Here is an 18,905-nt window from a genome sequence, read left to right on the forward strand (position 1 = left end):
GGGCCGCATTAAAAGGTGAACAACCTAAAAATCTACTGCCTTTTATCGGTAATGAGCGCGAGAACCAGCCCAATGGCATTGCGTTTTACTTAACGGATTATCTCGAATTAGTGGATGATACAGGCCGAATAATCCGCAATGATAAACGTGGAGCAATCAGTGAAAATAGCGCTAAGTTACTGACAAGATTAAATATCCCACATGACAATTGGCTCAAGCTCACTACTGAGTTTGGCAAGCTATTTCGCGGTCCGGTGGGTACGCTGCAAGAACTCACTGATTACTGTGAACATCTAGAAAAGCGACGACGGCACTTTGCGGCAAGCTGTCAGCACTTTCACAGCAACTAACTGTAATCCTGCTTAACTAAACCAATCACTGCCCATTTGTTTTATTGGGTGGGTTAGCATGTCTTAAATACACTATTTTTTAATGAGTTAGCTCATTTTTATGCCTTAGCTTTAGCCCTTCAACTTTTGATGACTCTCATTTAAGCAATTTTAGCTCATACAAGTTGTAGACAAACCAAAAGTGCATTATGTTGTTGATCTAAAATGGATAGCCACATTTTTGTCACTGGTTATACAAGATAGGTATCGGCCGCTCAAGATGCATCAGCAAACAAAAACCGACCCTAGATTTTTTCTGTCTGTTGTTCGGTACCATTTTGCAGCAGCACATGCCTTCATAATGTAAAGATGAGAACAATTCCCACCATCGACATTGCAATTGATAACCATTATCAATACCGTAGACTAATTCTATGATACGGGTGTCAACATGACTATTTTATCCGAACAGACCCAATGCCAGCCCTATGGGGCACTCTCACCTTGGCAAGAAAAAATCATCAAGGGCAACCAAGCCTTTCAACAAGGGCAGTTGTCTGCCGCCAAACACTATTATCAACAAGCGCTGGCAATTACCCAATGGGTGCTAGATAACACTGCAGCACTATCGGAATGTATGCTCAGCGCCTTTGTGATCAGTCACCATAATCTCGCCGATTGCTACTGCGCAGAACACAACATAGAAGCGGCGCGTGCCCATCTTTGCCAACCCTATCAGCGCCTCAACCAGCTCGCCGAACAACAAATCGCGGTGCCAAACCTCTACTTACATCAACAAAGGGCTCGCATAGAACTCATGCAGTTTTGTCAACATTATGGCCCTGACAATCAGACTAACCAGCTTCTCAAACAGCCAGCCAGCCCCCAGCGATATCACTAATGAGATTTAGGCCAGAACGAATGTATTAATTGATATAAAACAATACAATAGGAGTTAAACATGTCACACCAACTACCCCAACTAGCCTATGCCTACGACGCCCTAGAGCCACACCTCGATGCTCTGACCATGGAAATCCACCATAGTCGCCACCACCAAACCTATGTCAATAATCTCAACGCGGCCTTAAAAGACAATCAATATGCCACTTGGCCCTTGGAGAAATTACTGAGACAAATTAAGCAATTACCCGATAACCTCCAAGCAATAGTACGCGATCATGGCGGTGGACATGCCAATCACAGCCTGTTTTGGCAAGTCATGTCCCCGAATGGCGGTGCAGAGCCTAGCGGTCAATTAGCCCAGGCAATCATACAAACCTTTGGCAGTTTTGCCGAATTTAAACAGCGCTTTACCCAGGCGGCAGTCAGTCGTTTTGGCAGTGGCTGGGCATGGCTAACCTTAGATAGCAGCGGCAACCTAAGGGTAGAAAATAGCGTCAATCAAGACAGCCCGCTGATGCATGGCCACACGCCGATACTCGCCTTAGACGTATGGGAGCACGCCTATTATCTTAAATATCAAAATAAGCGCCCCGAATACATTGACGCATTTTATCAAGTGATTAACTGGGGAAAAGTCGAACAGCTTTATCTTGAACATCTCGCATCTTAGACAATAGCCAGCCCTATTGTAGGCAGCATACGAAGTAACGGACTGACTCTCGCTATGCTGCCAGCCATGCGCCATTAAATTAACACAGATAGATTTATCATTTTATTTAGAATGTTAGCCTTGCAACGCCTGCGCCATTCACAAACTGGTCAGTGTTTATTAACACCAGCTAAATCGCACATTTTGTTAATTTTGTTATGCACTCGTTAATACCCATCCCCTGTGTTAGTTTGAAAATGCCTAAGTATAGGACTTTAGTCTGTAGCATAAGGATGCGATTTAGACATTTGATGCAACTTAGGAATGACAACCTTGAACACAAATGGAGCAAAACAATGAAACTAACAAAAATAGCAAGCGCAATCATCGCTTTATCCGTTGGCGTTATCACCCAAGTACAGGCGGATGACCATCGTTATGTCATTCAAGTTGAAGCTGGACATAAGGGCGTAGTTAAAGCGCTAGCAAAAAAGTTAGGTGGTAACATTAAGCTCGAAGGCGACCAATTTATTGCAGCCACTTTTACAGGCAAAGACCTAGCACAGGTAAAAGGCCTACTCAATAATCCACATATCACGCTGATTGAAGAAGATCTTCGTCGCTACCCTATGTCCTTGTATAAGGATAGTGTGGGCAACCCAATGACGGCACAGGTCACCCCATACGCCATTTATCAATCCCGTGCGAATCAAGTGGCCCTTAACCCAAGTGCGGGCATGAAAGTGTGTGTCATAGACTCAGGTTTAGATAACTCAAACCCAGATTTTGACTGGAACAATATCACGGGTGACAACGACTCAGGTACAGGTAACTGGTTTCAAAATGGCGGTCCACATGGTACCCACGTCGCTGGAACCATAGGTTCGGCAAATAACAATATGGGTGTCATTGGTATGGCGCCAGGCGTAGCAATGCACATAGTGAAAGTATTTAATGCCTCTGGCTGGGGCTATTCATCAGACTTGGCCTATGCGGCTAATAAATGTAGCAATGCGGGCGCGAATATCATCAGCATGAGCTTAGGCGGTGGTGGTGCCAACAATACCGAAAAGAATGCCTTCGACGCCTTTACTGCCGCGGGGGGCTTAGTGGTTGCAGCTGCGGGTAATGACGCTAATTCTGTGCGCTCCTATCCTGCGGGTTACCCATCCGTCATGATGATTGGCGCCAACGATGCCGATAATAATATTGCCGATTTCTCACAGTTCCCAACCTGTCTAAGCGGTCGTGGCAAGAGAGCGACCAATAACGACGGTATCTGTGTTGAAGTCACAGCCGGTGGCGTTGATACCCTATCGACATACCCAGCAGGCATGGCTACCGCGGCATCTGTCACGGCAGATGGTGCAACAGTCGCCTCCTCTGCGATGGAAAACCTAGGTGCAGCGTCGGCAGACACTTATTTCATGGGTACGGCACAAGCCACTGATGCAAATGCGAATGGTAAGGTATGTATTATCGATCGTGGCGTCATTTCCTTCCACGATAAAGTACTGAACTGTGAAAACTCGGGCGGGGTTGCTGCAGTCATAGTTAACAATGAATCAGGCATGTTATACGCCACCTTAGGTGACACGAATGCGACGTCTATCCCTGCCGTTGGCGCAGCCCTAGAAGACAAAGCGGCCTTATTAGCAGCACAGAATATCACTGTCTCTATTGGTGGCAGCGATTACGGCTTTATGAGCGGTACCTCTATGGCAACACCAGCGGTATCGGGTATGGCGGCACTGGTATGGTCTAACCATTCAGAATGTACTGGCACCCAGATACGTAACGCGCTAAAAGCGACCGCAATGGATGCGGGTACCCCAGGGAAAGATGTCTATTTTGGTTACGGTATTGTCAACGCGAAGGCGGCTGATACCTACCTCACCACCTACGGCTGTTCAGGTAAATAATCACCTAAAGTGCAAACGCTAATCTTCTAACAGTAAAAACCAGCACTCGTGCTGGTTTTTTTATGCTGCTAATACTTAGGCTTGTGTTCCGCCAATCCAGTGAATACGATTGGTATTATTTACCCTGGGCAATGAGGCAACGACCGAAACCGTGAGCCGAATAGAAAGATCCATTTGGGCGCCATCAATTCACCAAAAACAGCCAAAAACCCCGCATTTCGCCCTCCCCTTCACGCCCTAAAGCGTTAACACAGAAGCAATAAAAACACGCCGTTGCATCCTCATCTAGGGTTGATGCAACGACTCGCCTGTAGCCTTACTGATGCATGGGTTTGAGTGCTCCCAACTTTTTAAGGAGATCTAGGGATTATCTAGGCCGCATCGAAGAACTGTTGAAGTTTAATGGTGTAATACCCCTATCGCTACGCAATATTACTATAACAACTAATGCCAAGAAAACGTGCGATATTCACACTCGTCATCGTCGCTCAACAAGTCTATATCAGCCCTATTTATGCCGGATCCGACAGATGGCTTTAACCCACTTCTACCCAAAGTTTGCCATCGCTCGAAGTTCAGCCATTTGTTGCCTGATCATGAGGGATTTGATAAACCGTTACAGTGAATCAAACTTCCCTAGTCTGATTCACGTTCTAAAACTCTGCTATTTTGCGCGAGCTTCGGGCTCACGCGCTTTGGTCCAAACTCATGCCAGGCCAATCAGTTCTGGCACGTTTATGCCCCCAAATTTGCTAGGGAAGAAGTTTGTTTGCATCTTGCTTATCAGATTTTGCAGTAACTAAGCTAATGTGAGGCGCTACATACAAGATCTGTCCCGAAATATCATATGAGTCGAAACCTAGCGGTTTTGCGCTTTATTTTTCAGTAGCGTCTAGCTCCATTTAAAACCACTAGGTCAATTATCACCTATCCCCTTATTCCCACCTATCTGTGAGGCTTTTGGAGCCGTGACCCTAAACCCAAATAAAGCACCAATAGAATAGCTGCTTAATATTTGAGCAAGAGTGACAGCTACCTTGAAAAAAACCGCGAGGGTGACAATATTTACTCAACAAATTAAACCAAAAAATATACAAATACATTACACTTAAAATACAAATAAAAACCACCAAGTCATTTAACCACTCATAAAAAATAAATACAAAATATGGGATAGTAACTTTAACGATGGTCTTCAAACTGCTTGAGTTGGCATAGAAAACAGGAAAAGGCTCAAAGGATTGACCTGCTTGCAATCTTAGGCAACAACGTGGAATTGAAAGATGGACAACAAGTCACGGATAAACCCAAATAGGACCTCTACCGGACTCAATACATCAGATTAGGCAATAACTATCAAACTCAAACTACTCGTAAGTAATGAGGCTTTCCACATGAGTGATTTTCTCAATGATTGGCTAACCGAAGACACCTGTGAAACAAAAGAAAAAAACCACCAACGAGTGTGGAATGTATTAGTGGTAGATGATGAGCCTGATATCGTCAACGTTACCAGATTAACGTTAAACAGCTTCACCTATAAAAACAAGACACTTAATGTACAACACGCCTACTCTGCCAGCGAGGCGATCGAAATAATAAGCCATTCAACTGACCTCGCACTTATATTGCTTGATGTGGTGATGGAGACGGATGACGCCGGCCTCAAGCTAGTTAAATGGATCAGAAATGAATTAGGTAATCACATGGTCCGTATTGTGTTACGTACTGGCCAACCTGGCTATGCCCCTGAGAAAAGCGTTATCGTTGACTACGATATTAACGACTATAAATTAAAAACAGAATTAACAGCGGAAAAACTATTCACTGTGGTGATCTCTTCGCTGCGCGCCTATGACAGTCTTTGGTCTCTCGAGGAAAACCGCATCGGCCTGATGAAAATTTTAGAGGGCACATCGAGCCTGTACCGCATTTCATCTCTGAAACAGTTTGCCTCAGGTATACTTGATCAAATTAGCGTACTGCTAAAGTTCCCCCCAGAAGGCATCCTGGTGATGGCCAAAGGCATGCAACCAGATACACCAGAACGGTTAACCATAATAGCTACCACTGGACTGTATGAAACGCTTGAGGCCGATGAGCAAGGTCTTATTAATCAGCCTGAGTTAACCCACAACATAGCATTAGCCCACCAAAACCAAAAATCCGTTTTTCTACACCCTCACGACGTGCTTTGCATCCCCGCACACAACGGACACATATTCTTTATATACTTCTCCCCCATATATGAAATTGACGCTGCAGAACAAGCATTGCTTGAAATATTTTGTGAGCGCATGTCAGCGGCCTACGACAATTATCATTTATTTGGTCAGCTTAAAAAATCACAGGAAGCCAGCGTTGTAGCCATGGCGAGCTTAGCCGAACATAAGGATGAAGACACAGGATTGCATGTGTTACGCGTACGTGATTTGACTGAGGCAATTGCTAATGAACTATTGCAAAATGGACATTTTACAGACGAGCTGACTCAGGGCTTTTTATCAAAAGTAGGTTGGGCGAGTATTCTCCACGACATAGGTAAAATAGGCATTCCAGATTGCATCTTGCAAAAAAAAGGCAAACTAGATAGTGACGAGCGCACCATCATGGAAACACATGCCCGCATGGGTGAAGATATTCTATTTAAAGCATCCGAATTGATACAAGGCAGAAATTATTTTTCTATCGCAGCTGAAATTGCCGGCGGCCATCATGAATACTTTGACGGCAACGGCTATCCAAGTGGATTATCTGGAGAGCAAATCCCACTCAGTGCACGCATTGTAGCTGTGGTTGATGTATTTGATGCCTTAATGAGTGAGCGCCCATACAAAACCGCTTGGCCCCTTAATCAGGCAATAGACTATATCCTCGGTCGCAGCAGCAGCCAGTTTGATCCTCTTGTGGTGCAAGCTATTTTAGCTTTAGTTACAGAAAAACGACTCCCGCCAGTGTTGTGTGAATACTATGGCCTTGGCAAACATTGATTGGATATCCACAATGAAAAAGCCCCATGCATTGAGCGTATTCTATGCCACATTGGCTGCCGCATTTTTATTACTTTTGGCCATGTCTATAACGTTCTATTTGTATATGGACTCTAGGCTCGCAATTGATAAGGCCCAGCTCAATCGCGAGCATTCTCTTCACTTAGCTGATGAGCTACGGCAAACCTCTGATGATCTTACTCGCATGGTTCGCTTATACGTGGTGGCAGGTAACCCTATGTATAAGAAACAATTTCAGGAAGTGCTCGACATTCGTGATGGTCTAGTGCCGCGTCCTGAAAATTACTCTTCTATATACTGGGATTTAGTTCTTGAGTCTGATAAAAGGCCTCGCCCACTAAGTACTGCTGCAAAGTTAACGGATTTAATGCGTCAGGCCGATGTCACCGAGCATGAATTCAGTTTACTTAACGCTGCCAAAGATAGCTCTGACGCTCTTGTTAATTTGGAGCGCCAAGCAATGGTACTTCGCGAGCAAGCAACAAGTAATGGACAAACACAAAGCTGGCAGGCCATTACCATTATTCACTCAAACGATTATCAAAAAGCCAAAGCCGGCGTTATGTTACCTATTTTAAATTTCACCGTAGCACTGGATGAACGCACGCAACTTAACGTGCAGTCTCATTTACAAACTGCAACTGCTCTACAATATTGGCTCACCTTACTAGCCATTTTATCGGCACTCACTATTGGTTTAGCGGCATGGGCATTACAACGTATTCTCGGTGCATCTCTGGGCACCATTGAAAAACATATATCGCACCTCGGTCATGGCGAGTATGTAGATGCACTTAGCATTCATGGTGGGTTAGAAGCTAGCATTGCAGGCTGTATTGCACGCGCGGAAAAGCGCCTCTCTGAAATTGAGATTGACCGTGAGCGACAGCAAGCGGAGCTAAAAAAAGCTGAGCATTCTTTAATGGAGTCAGAACGACTCGCCTCTCTCGGAGCATTAGTTGCTGGGGTTGCCCACGAACTAAATACTCCTATCGGCATTGCCGTAACGGCAGCCTCTGCGCTAGAAGCCAATACTAAAGATATAGCGGCACAAATTAAAGACGGCAAGATGCTCCGTTCAACATTCGATAATTATATTGAGCACTGTAGCCAAGGCACACCCATGATTTTACGCTCCTGCTTGCGTGCGGCCAACCTCATCGCCAGTTTTAAAAACATATCAGTAGACCAAACATCCGAGCAGCGTCGTATCTTTAAGCTACACGACGTCGCTAATGATCATATCACTATGTTACGTACCGCCCATAAAAACGTAAAATGGACCTTCGAAAACACTATCAGCCCTGAAATTAGTTGCGATGGTTACCCTGGGGCGCTTGGGCAAGTAATCTCAAATCTACTACACAATGCAGCAGTACATGCCTTCGAACCAACCGACAGTGGCACAATCACCATAAGCGCTGAAATAAAAGACGACTACGTTACTATTTATGTGACCGATAACGGCAAGGGTATGAGCGAAGTTATTTTAGCGCGCATATGGCAGCCTTTCTTCACCACTAAACTTGGCTCGGGTGGTTCGGGGCTAGGGCTTTCAATTTGCCGAAATATTGTAGTGGGCATACTGGGTGGTTCCCTGATTGCCAGCTCCGCAGAAGGTCAAGGAACCTGCTTCACCTTACATCTGCCTTTAACCGCATCAATAAATCAGATTTGAGACTATAAAATTCTCTGTGTAAGTGGCATTTTTCGTTCCATTGTTTGGTTTCGTATTTAAGATGTAAGGTTAATTTGGCCATTTAGTTAGAATTGACTTCAGCAATGTCTACGTTTTTTGACCTTCGTCATACTTATCTGCGTCGCAGAAAGTGCAAGTCTACCCACGACCCATCGGCGATTGCGTGGTCGCACAGGCCGATAATCCGAGCACGACTGCCAAACCCACTAAGCCTAAACGCATTGATTTCATCTGGTACTCTTTAAATCCCATGACGGGCGTGAAGATCCTTGAGCCAAACGGGCTCTACTAATGGAAAGCTTTTACTGAGCTAGGGCCGCTAAGCCAAATGTAAGTCGATGCAACCCAATTAAAGTGACTCAACATTATTTTTACCATCACCATGACAGAAAAAGATTAATCTCCATAAAAATTAACAAATGTAAATAACCTGCAAAACTTTTCGGTAATAATTATCATTCGTGCCCTTCTTGCTTGGTGCATAAGTCTTTGGTTGGACTCAATGCTAGGTTTTATTCCGTTTTCACTTATATAGGATTTACTATGCGACTCGCGCTCACCCCCTGTGCTGCTTCAATACGTTATGCCTTAGTTGGTTCAGTGCTATTGTCAGGTATGGCCTTTGCCACCACACCAGTGACCTCTACCACGCCACCTGCAAATATTGAACGCCTGATTATCTCAGGAAGTCGCGTCGTGGAGCGTATTGATGAAGTCCCCTCATCTGTCACCTTAATTGATAACGCCACGCTTAACCAAGATCTCAAGGTCAGTTCCGAGCTACAGAATATTCTAGCAATGCGAGTCCCTGGCTTAGCGCCATCTTCAGGAACCTCAAGTAATGCAGGACAAACGTTACGTGGCCGTAAGGCACTCATACTGATTGATGGTGTACCGCAATCGACACCATTGCGTAATGGCTCGCTTGATATGCGCTCAGTGGATGCGAACGCCATAGAGCGTATCGAAGTCATTAAAGGTGCAACCTCGATTTACGGTAATGGTGCAGCAGGCGGTATTATCAACTACATCACCAAGAAACCTGGCGACAGTAAAGCACAAGTGAATCTTGGTGCCTCGAGTAAATTCAGCACAGTCAAATTTGAAGACAGCGCTGGCTATCGCTTTAATGCTGGAGTGGATGGCTCACTTGAAAAGTTCAGTTATGTATTAAATGCTGTGACCGAAGAAACGGGCCTACAGCGTGATGCAGAAGGTGACGTACCAGGCCTAGTTTATGGATTATCCGAAACGAAAACACAAAACCTATTTACCAAATTGCAATACCAGTTTACTGACGCAAAGTCATTGCAATTCACCTACAACTACTACGAAGCACAACAGGATGCAGACTTAGTTGATGTCAGTGGCAGTATCAATTCTGGCGTTAAAACCTACGCCATTAAAGATACCTCAGGCAAGCCTAAACTCGGCGAACCACAGGGACCTAAGGGTAACCATAACGTTACCTTGAAGTATGTGGACGATGCATTATTAGATAGCACACAAATGGTGTTAGACGCCTACGGCCAAAAAATTGATAACATGTTTTTCTTCTCTTCCTCACTCGCTAATCCATCAGAAGGATACAGCGGTGGGCAATCGATTATTCTGTCTGAAAAAATTGGCTTACGCGCCAACTTTAATACCGAGGTCGATTGGGACAACATAGTCACTAATTTTGTTTATGGGGTCGATGCTTTGCAGGATATCAGCAGCCAGCCCCTTGAAGATGGCCGTATTTGGGTACCTGAAATGGACATGACCAATCTTGCTTTCTATCTGCAAACTAAATGGGTGATATTTGATGATTGGGTCATTAAGGCGGGAGTTCGTCAGGATAGTGTGGATTTAAGTGTTAAAGATTACAGTACGTTAAAACTGTGTGCGAGTGCGACTCAATGTACCGAATCGATTGATGTTAAAGGAGGCGATCTCGGCTTTAACGCCACCACCTATAACTTAGGGTTACGTTATACAGGCAGCAGCTTTGCTAGCCCGTTTATCAGTTATTCCCAAGGAGCAGATATTTCTGATCTTGGTTTGTTGTTACGCGCTGCGGCAGTCAATGATATCGCCTTAATCAAATCACAGGCAGCCATTATTGATAACTATGAGATAGGCATTTCAGGCTATGTTGATGCCTTTTCCTATGAGCTAGCGGCCTTTTTCAGCGAATCAGAACTCGGCACCAGCAGCAAATACGACGCAGTATCAGGTGCCTATGTTCCTATTCGTGCCCCGCAAGAAATTTGGGGTTACGAAGCACAAGTCAGTTACGCTTGGTTAGACAATCTCAGCACTGGCATGAGCTATAGTTTTGTCGAAGGTAAAGATACCGAAAAAGATGAGTATTTAGACGGGCAAATCATCTCACCACCTAAATTTACCGCTACCTTAGATTGGCAACCCACAGATAACAGCAATATAAGTTTGGCCTATTTATATATCGGCGATCGCGACCGATTCGAGCCAATTAATGGTGCATATGTTGGCAGCCAAGGCCCCGTTGAGCATTACAACATTGTCAATTTGAGCAGTAGCTACCAAATAAATGATTGGACTTTATCCCTGGGTGTAGAAAACCTGTTCAACGAAGATTATTACTCTGCCCGCTCGCAATCTTTTACCTTTAAAGGCTACAACACTAAAGGCTTAGGAACCACAATGAATGTCGGCGTGAGCTACCAGTTTTAAGGTGCTCTCGAAAAAGAGTTAATCAAAGAGTAAATGAAGCCAAATGGGATTGGGGATTCTGCTTGGCTTCATACTCTACACCCACTATGAAACCTACAGGTAAATGGCTCATGCAAAAGGCGAGACTATAAAATCGTCTGTGTAAGAGGCTTTATCAGAACGATATACAGTCATCGCTTATAATCATAAACTGCGTCATAGCAGGCTTTCAATCTCATCGCGGTATTACCCACTTTTTAGCAGTATCTGGTATAAAACCATTGGTGAAACTACAACATTATCAGGCTACTAAAACACACATAAAAAGACTGATTTCCACTGGTAGATACCTATGAAGTAATCTTGAGCAAAAATTGCTTGAACTGCGTGATATGTCAATTCACTGCGATAAATCTTAAACAGATGTAAAACAGCTTTCTGACTTAATCAATATCCTCGAACGCGAATATCAACTTCCAGCTTGTGTTTTGATGCAGAGATGAAGTTTCAGCCACTGGCTGAAACTTTTTATTTACAGCCAGAGCACGTGATGTGCTCTATATGAAGCGGTGCAGATCGCTTATCAATTTAATGACAATAAGCCACAACTGAATATCACTAACACAGAGTTGAATGCTATTGCAGTTATAACTTATTAAACCGAACTCAAATTAAATAAGAATTGATCTAAATCATAAATCCAAATGCGAATTGTTTGCATTATTTAAACCAATATGTAAAATCGCTAACGATTTTTACATACATTTACAAATTGTAACCATTTCAGGGGAAATAATGAAAAAAACACTACTTGCTACTGCGCTATTGAGCCTCTTTGCTAGCCATCAGGCGCTCGCGACGAATGAAACACAAGAACTGCGTAAAGTAATTGAGCAGCAACAGCAAGTGCTGCAGGATCTTGAAAAACGCTTAGAAGAAACTGAAAAACGCGTAGAAAAAACCGCCGATGCCGTTGAAGAAACTGGCTCAAGTAAGAGTGCAACGACTATTGGTGGTTATGGCGAACTGCACTACAACAACATTTCAGACAACATTAAAGGCAAAGACAAAAAAGAATTCGATTTTCATCGTTTTGTGTTGTTCGTTGGCCATGAATTTACTGAGAAAACCCGTTTTTTCTCTGAGCTAGAAGTGGAACATGCATTGGCTGGCGAAGGTAAAAAGGGGGAAGTCGAGATAGAACAAGCCTATATCGAGCATGATTTTAACCAGAGCTTCACGGGTAAAGCGGGTTTATTCCTGATGCCTGTCGGTATTATCAACGAAACCCACGAGCCACCTGCATTTTACGGTGTTGAGCGTAATCCGGTTGAAGCTGACATCATCCCTGCTACTTGGTGGGAGGCGGGTTTAGCGTTAAATATTAAAGCGGCACCTGGCCTTGCATTTGATACCGCAGTGACTAGCGGTCTTGCTGTTGCCACAACGGGCGACAAAGCATTTAATATTCGTAGCGGTCGCCAAAAAGTATCTAACGCTAAGGGTGAAGATTTAGCCTATACCGCCCGCGTGAAATACACGGCTGTGCCCGGTTTAGAGCTGGCTGCTTCTGCACAATATCAATCTGATTTAACCCAAGGGGCTGCGGATGTCGATACGGCATCGGCCACACTGTTAACCGCGCACGCTATCTACAGCATTCAAAACTTCACCATTAAAGCACTTTATGCTCAATGGGATATCGATGGCAAAGAGGCAGAAGCCCTAGGACAAGATAAGCAGAAAGGCTATTACATTGAGCCTTCATATCGCTTCAACGAAAGCTTTGGTGTCTTTGCCCGTTACAATGCGTGGGATAACAAGGCTGGCAATGATGTTGACACCGAAATCACCCAAACTAATATTGGTGTGAATTACTGGTTACATGAAAACGTGGTATTTAAAGCCGATTATGAAAAAGCGGGCGGTGCTAAAGACGCCGACGGTTTCAACTTAGGCGTGGGTTACCAGTTCTAAACTTTGTTTCTCACTTTCGTCAAGTCACACATCTGCAGATGTGTGACTTTATTCGTTATTTTTGAAGGTTATTATGGGCACATTTTTCGCAGCACTGACAAAGGTGAGCCAGCGCCTTGGCAGCTCATTGATTAGCAGCCTAGCGATATTATTACTCGCGGTATGCCCTCTGCGGCTAAGCGCCGTCGAATATCAAAGTACCGATGCTTTTATTCAACAGGCGTTTAATGGCAATAAAGGCACAACTAAGGTCTTTTGGGTTGATGATCATGCGAAGCAGGTTATCGAATCGATACTTGCCCATAGTTTCAATAAGATGCGCATTCGTTATTGGCAGCAAGACAATGAAACCGTGTGGATTTTAGATGAAATAGGCAAAGAAGCACCAATCACCGTCGGGATCCATATTAAAGATGAAGCCATCGTCAGAACGAAGGTATTGGTCTATCGTGAAAGCCGAGGCGATGAAGTTCGCCATGATTTCTTTACGGATCAATTCAAATCAGCCAAACTCGACGACCAAACACAACTCGATCAGCATATTGACGGTATTACTGGTGCCACCCTTTCGGTCAGAGCCTTGACGAAACTATCTCGTATTGCTTTATGGCTCCATAACCATGTTACCAAAGCCGAAATGAGTCAATAATAGTCAACTAACCAGACGTAAATGTAACTATGACTCGAAAGCACAAATCACAAACAATACCGACTATTCGCTACAAACTTGCCCGCGCACTTCGCCCTTGGCACCGTAGGCTGGGTATCTTAAGCTGTTTATTTATCCTATTGCTCGTCGTGACGGGTGAAGCCATCAATCACAGCCAAGCACTGCAGCTGAATAAATCCCCTGTGCAACAAACGTGGTTGTTGGATTATTACGGGATTACGCCCCCCCATCATATTGCCCAATTTGGCAGTCAAGTCCAGCCGCTATTTGTCACAGATAACCGACTTTGGCTAGGGTATGAACCAATACTCGAGGCTCAAAGCCAATTAATTAGTGCGGCATTTTTATCTAATCTATTGATAGCTATTGATAATGATCAACTTTATCTGTTTGATAGCCAAGGGCACTTACAGGAAACTCAAAATAGCAGCACAGGTTTACCAAAGGGTTTAGAGGCCTTAGCCATAGAGTCGTTCACTCTCGATGCAACTCGTCTCGCAACAGTCAATCGTGTTTGGCTTAAAACCACTTCAGGCTATTATCAAGCTGATGAAAATCTTATCGATTGGATACCTGCGCAGCCATTAGCGCCGTTGCATTGGGTTACGCCAAAGGATTCAGTAGATGCTGATTTGATTCAATACGCCCGCAGCGCAAACCTCAACTGGGAAAGAGTGATGCTAGATCTACATAGCGGCCGCTTATTTGGAGCCTACGCCATATGGATATGGGATATTTTCGGATTGGCATTGTTGTTGGTATCGCTGAGTGGTCTTTGGCTCTGGGTAAAGCAAACTAAACCTAGACGATAAACTATTTAACGGAGTCATGTTAACTAACCATAACTGCGCACTCAGTCATACGTTTTCAGTGAGTCTGACTTACCTAGCATGATTCACTGCCCTCTAGTAGAGTTCATAATTCTGCGATAGAACCACTTTGTTTCTTTTGTGTGTACATGTCTCCTTATCTATTTTATTCACCGTTCAGAGAGTTCACCGACCACTTTCCAACAAGGATATATATGCTCTGTATATCGCGTTCAATAGACAGATCATAAAAGAGCACATGCAAAGCTGGATCAATTACTTTGGCATCGCCAACACTTACCAAGGGAGTGTCGATGTGTACGAACGCACTTTTCTGTTTGAAAATAACAATGTCACTACAGTCTAAAAAACAGCCCGATACAGCAACTCAGAACTTTAAGCTCATACAAATCGGTGAGAACAGCCCGATAATAAATACGCGGCACACTATCCATTTACCGAGATAACGGGCCGAACCTTTGATAAAATCCAGTCAACGGGTTAGCAGTCTTGGTGGACAACCGTCTAACCCGCTAGCCCTCGCAAGAGGGCGTTCCTTCTAATTCATCCTATCTAGTAGTGCCATTTCGGCTTTTCTTAACCAGAAGATGTAAGACTTTTTGCTGTCAAATCCCATTAAGGCCCACTGCTCTTTGCAGAGGTAATGGGCGCGAATGGCGCGTTTGCAGTTTATGGATAACTGCTCAACGAGGTGGTCAAAATGCGCGACGTGGGCAGGCACGTTGAGTTCGTGCTTTAAGTTGCCGCCGCCCAAGGCTTCACCTAAACGGTCGCAGGCACTGCGGTTTGAAAACCCCTTGCCCAATTCTTGGTACACCCAATACCGGCCCCAGCGATATAACCCTAACCGCAACGCCTTAATGTTCATCCTCTGCTCGGGTTCATCGCTAAAGCCCATTGGCCACCTCATTTATCTTCTCAATCGAAAGCTTAAACACATCAAGGCATATCGATGTCACATCGTCATAGGGTGCAGTAGTACGGCCATTTTCCCAACGTTGATAAGTGTTGCGGCTAATGCCGTAAATCTCAGCCACTTCGTCTTGGGTCATGCCCCGTAAACGGCGACCTACTTTCAATACATCCGCGGCGCGATTAGCCATAAATCCTCCTGCGTGAAGTCCATAACCCACTCGTTTTATTTGTGATTGTTTTTGTTATTGTCATTGTCATTGTCATAACCACCCCACTAACATTGGCTCGTCTGGCTCACTCGGCTCAGTGGTCGATTGGCGCATTATCTCGGGCGCCACATCATCAAACCCCAGTGTGATTAAGTGCGCATGGTAGGCATCCAACGCCATCAACATGCCCTTATCTAAGGTGCTGTTGACGTAAGTGCGCAGCAGTAACGGCAAGGTGTGATTCAAAATCCGCTCACCCACCATGGTATCTACGCCCATGTCGGCAATAATGGTGCGGCATAGTTTGCGCAGCGCATGGGAGGTAAACGCCTTAAACCGAATCGTCTCACTCCAATACTGCGCAGTGCGAATGCTCACCGGCCCCACTTCGCCTGGGAACAAAAACGCCCGCTTGCCCACATGGGTGTATTGCCACTGGGCGTAATGGGTTATCAGCTTTTTGGCTGTCGGCGTCATAGGTAAGCGATGCTCTTGGCGGTTCTTGGCATTCTCGGCGGGAATAAACCAGTAATCACCGGCAAAGTGGTCCCAACGTGCTAAACGGGTTTCACCGATGCGGGTACCGAACATCAGCATTAACACAAACAGCATGGCCACCGGTCTTACTGCATTTCGCAATGCGCTGAATAATGGGCCCACGTCCGACTCGCTTAATTGCGTGCCCACCAAAGGCGGCATCTTCAAACTCATTTGCACCCGATACCCCGCCAAGCTATTGGTGTCTAACACCCGTAAATCGGCCGCGACCGATAACGCCCGCTTTAACACTTTCACCGCGGCCTTGATGTAATTGGCCGAGTAGCCCTGCGCTAACATGGGTTTGATTAAATAACTGTCCACTGCGATAAAGTTCAGCTCATTGAGTGGTAACTCACCAAAGCAGCCACTGAGATGTTTACTCACTAACGATTTACAGTTACTGCGCCAGCTGTTGCTTAAGGTGCGATTGCACTCCACATGGGTTACAAACCACGCCAGCAATTGCGCTACCGTGGCAAACTCGTTACTGATGACCGTTTGGCCCATGCTGCGTTTGGCGAGCAAGCTAGGTAACTCGGTTAAAAAGGTCTTCAAGCACATCACGGGCCACACGCCCTGCTTTTGCCACACGGTTTTGCCCGCCTCGTTCATCACTAAATACACCGAGGCTTGGCGTCTATCGGTCGAGGCCCGTAACCGCACCGCCGGAAACTGCGTGTCCCGAAAGTCCCGTGTTATCCCTGCCCGCAACCAACGGCGCAATACTGCATCGTTTAACTTGCCTTGCTCCACGCCTGTTGCTGTCATCACCTGCGCCATCTAACCCTCCAACCGATATTCAAAGGTGTGATGGGTACCCGAGCGTATGCGTTTTACCCGCTGATTCATCGGCATATCCCGAAACCGCGCACTTAAGGCTGTCTCGCTGTCGTGAACCCCAAAGCGGTTAAAGCTCTCTTGCTGGATTTCAAACAGGGTCCAAAACCGTTTGCCTGTGATGATGCGCATCAAGCGTTCGCGCTGTGTCAGTGGTTTATTCGCCATCGTTTGCCCCCTTAAGCCCAAGGTTGGTTCGTAAATTGGCAATAATTGATTTCGCCTTGGCCGCCTCAGTCGGCCGCGTCACCGTTTCGGGTAGTGCCTTTGGCAATTCAACATCGGTCAACTCGCCACGGCTAAAGCGTCTGCATAGCACTTTGTAATTGCGCTCAAACGTCATCAACACATCCTTTTCAAGCCCAGTGGCAAACATCCAACTGCCTGTTTCACGTACCGCTAAACGCACCACATCATGGCTCCACGTATGCTTGTCAGGGTGATGGTAATGGCGGGTTGCTTCCTTGAATGCCGCCTCCAACTTGGGTAGCCCTAAATCACAGGCCGTGGGTTGGCACCACAAGGCAAACTGGCGCGGTGTCGGCCAAAACTGCCTATCGCCCTGCTCGCGTCTGGCGCGATTCAGCCCCGCTTGCACTTGCTCACGGCTTGCAATCCCCTGCGCGGCCAAGGTTTTAAGCCACTCGGCTTTGTGGGTCGCTTCGTCCTCCGGCCGCGGTGCACTCACCGGGAACAACACCCGCAACTTGCTAAACACGCTGTCCACAATCGCCATGTCCATTGCCGTGGGCTCAGGTTGGCTCACACGCCCCTGCCCAACCAGCGGCTGGCGGATTAAGGTCTGCAGTGATTTCATGCTCGCATTTTGATTGGCAGTCATATCAAGGGGTCCTCAGGGTCATACACCGCGTAGCTCCAATCCACTTGCCCAACCGCGGTACCCATTGGTCTTGGCAACGGCGTTAGCCAGTGGCGTTCGCGGATAAACTTGGTAATGCCGAGCACAAACTGGCCGTTAGCGCTAAAGCCCCAACTCGCATCCAGCGCCGCAGCCTCCTTCAACCACGTCACCGCCAACACACAATCGGCGTCGGTCAGCTTTTCGGCCTTCCACGCTTTCCACGCAGCCGAATCCGACCCGCCTTTGCGATGGGCGGGATAGGCTTTAAAAAACGCATTGAAAACCGACTTAGCACTCGTTGCTGGACAAGAGTCTTTTAAAGATTCATTGATAGGTTCAAAAGAGTGACAGATTCTGGGTGCAGCTCCTGCACCCTCAGAGGGTGAATCTCCTGCACCCATGGGTGCATTTGCTGCACCCTCAAAATTGGCTGAGGGTGAATCTGCTGCACCCCCAATATTTTCTAGGGGTGAATATGCTGCACCCTCAGTATTTTCTAGGGGTGAATTTGCTGCACCCTCAGTAAAAGGTAGAGTTTGAGCAGGTTTATCACTCAGAACACACGATGAAAAGTCCAAAATATACAGGTTGGATGTATTGCGTTTATGCTCACTCTTGCGGGTAATTTTGCGCACAAGTCCGACGTCAACCAGCGCATTAATGTGGTTAATCGCCGACCGCTCGCTTATCTCACAAGCCTGCGAAATATACTCGTAACTCGGCCAGCATTCGCCTTGGTCATTGGCGTTATCGGCAAGCTTGATCAACACCAGCTTGCGCAGTGGATTACCCACCTTGGCCTTCATCGCTTTTACCATCAATTCCATACTCATAAGCCACCCCCAAACAGAGCAACCCACAAACTCGAATTGA

General features: G+C 45.8%; 15 protein-coding genes and 1 pseudogene. 10 read left to right on the top strand and 6 right to left on the bottom strand.

What is annotated here, in order from left to right; all coding sequences use genetic code 11:
* The 10 genes and pseudogenes from Q4Q50_RS06260 to Q4Q50_RS06305 all read left to right on the top strand — a co-directional run.
* Positions 1-350, top strand: a pseudogene (locus Q4Q50_RS06260) (transposase); the annotation flags it as partial.
* Between the two features lie 430 nt (positions 351-780).
* On the top strand, positions 781-1,230 hold the full coding sequence (locus Q4Q50_RS06265; RefSeq protein WP_063882867.1) for a DUF2753 family protein: 450 nt from the start codon (positions 781-783) through the stop codon (positions 1,228-1,230).
* Positions 1,231-1,290: 60 nt separating this feature from the next.
* Complete coding sequence (locus Q4Q50_RS06270) at positions 1,291-1,905, top strand: superoxide dismutase (RefSeq protein ID WP_063882869.1); 615 nt, start codon at positions 1,291-1,293, stop codon at positions 1,903-1,905.
* Between the two features lie 335 nt (positions 1,906-2,240).
* The gene (locus tag Q4Q50_RS06275) at positions 2,241-3,806 is read left to right on the top strand and encodes a S8 family serine peptidase (protein ID WP_063882871.1); all 1,566 of its coding nucleotides are present in this window, start codon (positions 2,241-2,243) and stop codon (positions 3,804-3,806) included.
* A 1,394-nt stretch (positions 3,807-5,200) separates the two neighbouring features.
* A complete protein-coding gene (locus Q4Q50_RS06280) occupies positions 5,201-6,796 on the top strand; it encodes a DUF3369 domain-containing protein (RefSeq protein WP_063882872.1) in 1,596 nt (531 codons plus the stop codon).
* 13 nt (positions 6,797-6,809) lie between these two features.
* A complete protein-coding gene (locus Q4Q50_RS06285) occupies positions 6,810-8,495 on the top strand; it encodes a sensor histidine kinase (RefSeq protein WP_063882874.1) in 1,686 nt (561 codons plus the stop codon).
* 564 nt (positions 8,496-9,059) lie between these two features.
* On the top strand, positions 9,060-11,213 hold the full coding sequence (locus Q4Q50_RS06290; protein ID WP_063882876.1) for a TonB-dependent receptor: 2,154 nt from the start codon (positions 9,060-9,062) through the stop codon (positions 11,211-11,213).
* Positions 11,214-11,987: 774 nt separating this feature from the next.
* Positions 11,988-13,169, top strand: a complete 1,182-nt coding sequence (locus Q4Q50_RS06295; protein WP_063882878.1) for a porin — start codon at positions 11,988-11,990, stop codon at positions 13,167-13,169.
* A gap of 73 nt (positions 13,170-13,242) precedes the next feature.
* Complete coding sequence (locus tag Q4Q50_RS06300) at positions 13,243-13,818, top strand: FMN-binding protein (RefSeq protein WP_063882879.1); 576 nt, start codon at positions 13,243-13,245, stop codon at positions 13,816-13,818.
* Between the two features lie 29 nt (positions 13,819-13,847).
* Positions 13,848-14,651, top strand: coding sequence for a PepSY-associated TM helix domain-containing protein (locus Q4Q50_RS06305; protein ID WP_063882881.1), 804 nt, complete (start codon positions 13,848-13,850; stop codon positions 14,649-14,651).
* Between the two features lie 556 nt (positions 14,652-15,207).
* Here the strand turns inward: Q4Q50_RS06305 and Q4Q50_RS06310 are convergent.
* The 6 genes from Q4Q50_RS06310 to Q4Q50_RS06335 all read right to left on the bottom strand — a co-directional run bounded on the left by Q4Q50_RS06310 (position 15,208) and on the right by Q4Q50_RS06335 (position 18,865).
* Complete coding sequence (locus Q4Q50_RS06310) at positions 15,208-15,567, bottom strand: hypothetical protein (RefSeq protein ID WP_006082022.1); 360 nt, start codon at positions 15,565-15,567, stop codon at positions 15,208-15,210.
* Positions 15,557-15,772, bottom strand: a complete 216-nt coding sequence (locus tag Q4Q50_RS06315; protein ID WP_006082023.1) for a helix-turn-helix transcriptional regulator — start codon at positions 15,770-15,772, stop codon at positions 15,557-15,559. Before Q4Q50_RS06315 ends, Q4Q50_RS06310 begins: the two co-directional genes overlap by 11 nt.
* Before the next feature lie 72 nt (positions 15,773-15,844).
* The gene (locus tag Q4Q50_RS06320; RefSeq protein ID WP_311898845.1) at positions 15,845-17,113 is read right to left on the bottom strand and encodes a tyrosine-type recombinase/integrase; all 1,269 of its coding nucleotides are present in this window, start codon (positions 17,111-17,113) and stop codon (positions 15,845-15,847) included.
* Entirely contained in the window at positions 17,114-17,338 is a 225-nt protein-coding gene (locus tag Q4Q50_RS06325; protein WP_012088970.1) for a hypothetical protein, read from the bottom strand.
* Complete coding sequence (locus Q4Q50_RS06330) at positions 17,328-18,011, bottom strand: replication protein P (protein WP_311898846.1); 684 nt, start codon at positions 18,009-18,011, stop codon at positions 17,328-17,330. The genes Q4Q50_RS06325 and Q4Q50_RS06330 overlap by 11 nt, the downstream gene beginning before the upstream one ends.
* On the bottom strand, positions 18,008-18,865 hold the full coding sequence (locus tag Q4Q50_RS06335; RefSeq protein ID WP_311898847.1) for a helix-turn-helix domain-containing protein: 858 nt from the start codon (positions 18,863-18,865) through the stop codon (positions 18,008-18,010). The genes Q4Q50_RS06330 and Q4Q50_RS06335 overlap by 4 nt, the downstream gene beginning before the upstream one ends.
* Positions 18,866-18,905 lie beyond the last annotated feature (40 nt).

This window comes from Shewanella scandinavica, assembly GCF_031932065.1.
Taxonomy (GTDB): Bacteria; Pseudomonadota; Gammaproteobacteria; order Enterobacterales; family Shewanellaceae; genus Shewanella; species Shewanella baltica.